2 protein-coding genes are annotated in these 1,934 nt (G+C 64.4%); both read left to right on the top strand.

Going from position 1 to position 1,934, the window contains the following annotated elements; genetic code table 11:
* Positions 1 to 1,390 (top strand): hydantoinase/oxoprolinase family protein (locus A2J01_RS15375; protein WP_064113040.1); only part of this gene is annotated, 1,390 nt, incomplete at its 5' end.
* The coding region (locus A2J01_RS15370; protein WP_197494228.1) for a hydantoinase B/oxoprolinase family protein at positions 1,390 to 1,934 on the top strand (545 nt) is incomplete at its 3' end. The genes A2J01_RS15375 and A2J01_RS15370, both read left to right, overlap by 1 nt.

Here is a 1,934-nt window from a genome sequence, read left to right as displayed (position 1 = left end):
GACCACCGACGGTGAACCCCGCGACATCCCGTTCTACGTCATGAAGTCCAACGGCGGTGTCCTGTCGGCCAAAGAGGTTGTTCACCAGCCTATTACGACAGTCCTGTCGGGACCGGCCGCCGGAGCCCTCGGTGCTGCGCTGATCGCCGACGCCGCCGGCGTCGAGCAGGTGTTGACCTGTGACGGCGGCGGAACGTCGACGGATGTCACCGTCGTGGTTCGCGGCGAGCCCGCGCTGACCACCGAAGGGCGAGTGGGCAACTACCCGTCGAAGATCCCGATGATCGACGTCGTGACCGTCGGCGCCGGTGGTGGGTCGATCGCGTGGATGACGCCGGAACACACCCTCCGAGTCGGCCCTCAGTCGGCCGGCGCCGATCCCGGACCGTTGTGCTACGGCAAGGGCGGCAGCGAACCGACCATCACCGACGCGCACGTCCTGCTCGGTCGCATCCCACCCCACCTGCTCGGTGGCGAGATTCCTCTCGACACGGAATTGGCACGCAAGGGCCTCGAAGAGCTTGCAACACAGCTCAGTCTGGGCTTCGAAGAGTGCGCGGTCGGCGTCCTCGAGGTCTCGGCATGGAACCAGGCCAACGCCCTGCGTCAGATCACCGTCAAGCGTGGCCTCGACGTTCGCGACTTCACCCTCGTGACGTTCGGCGGTTCCGGCTCCCTGCTCGCCTGCCGTCTCGTCGACATCCTGGGTCTGAAAGACGTTCTCGTCCCGCTCAATCCGGGTAACGTCTCCGCGTTCGGTCTGCTGACGGTCGATGTCCGCAACGACTACGTCCAGACGCACGTCAGTCGTCACGACCGGTTGAAGGCTGAAGACCTGCAGAGCCAGTTCGACGCGCTGGCCGGCGAAGCCGAGATCGCGCTTGCCGAAGAGGGTTTCGACGAGACGCAGCGCAAGTACTCTCGCACTGCGGATCTGCGTTACCTCGGTCAGGCCTTCGAGGTACGCGTCCCGGTGGCGGAAGGTACCGTCACGACGCAGATCATGGACGACGCGGCCGAGGCGTTCCACCAGGCGCACCGCGAGCTGTACGGCTACGACTTCCGGGGAGACCCGTCGCAGCACGTGGAATGGGTCAACCTGCGCGTGAGTGGCATCGGCCCGATCAAGCGTCCGACGCTCAAGGAGATCCCGGCCGGCACCGGCGCCGACACCGCTCGAACCGGTTCGCGTCAATCGTATTTCGACAGCTGGGTCGAAACGGCCACCTACGATCGCACACTGCTCGGTGCGGGTGACGTCATCGAAGGACCGGCCGTGATCGAGGAGTTCAGCTCGACTGTCCCGATCCATCCCGGATTCTCGGCACGTATCGACACCTTCGGGAACATTCGTATCTCGAAGTCTTCCGACTCGAACGGAGTGAAGTGATGACCGCCATTCTCGATGCTGCTGCTGCCACCGCGGCCAAGCCGTACCGACTCACCGCTACCGACGGCGCGTCACCTGATCCGATTTTGGTCGAGATCGTCGCCGGTTACCTCGCCAGCGTGGAAATGGAGGTCGAGACCTCCATTTCGCGCACCTCGCGCTCACCGATGATCCGTGACGCTCACGATTTCCGCGCCGGTATTCACGACCGGAACCTCCGCAAGCTCACGGGCCGTTCGTATTCCGCGCTGGTGCATCCGATCGCCCGGGACTTCCCACTCGAGACGATGAAGCCGGGAGACGTGTACTTCCACAACGACGTCTACCTGTCCGAAGGTGGCATCGGCCATCTCCCCGACCTCTGCGTCACGGTGCCTGTCTTCGCCCGCGTCACTCCCGATGCCGAGCCGAAGGTTGTTGCGTTCGTTCAGGCATTCGGTCACCACGACGACATCGGCGGTTGCTGCCCCGGCTCCATGCCGTCCGGCGCCACCACGGTGTACGAAGAGGGACTGATGGTTCCGCCGATCAAACTGTGGGACCA

It is taken from the genome of Rhodococcus sp. EPR-134 (assembly GCF_001647205.1).
Taxonomy (GTDB): Bacteria; Actinomycetota; Actinomycetes; order Mycobacteriales; family Mycobacteriaceae; genus Rhodococcus_F; species Rhodococcus_F qingshengii.
The sequence above is the reverse complement of the archived record's forward strand: the minus strand, read 5'-3'. Positions and strand labels throughout refer to the sequence as shown.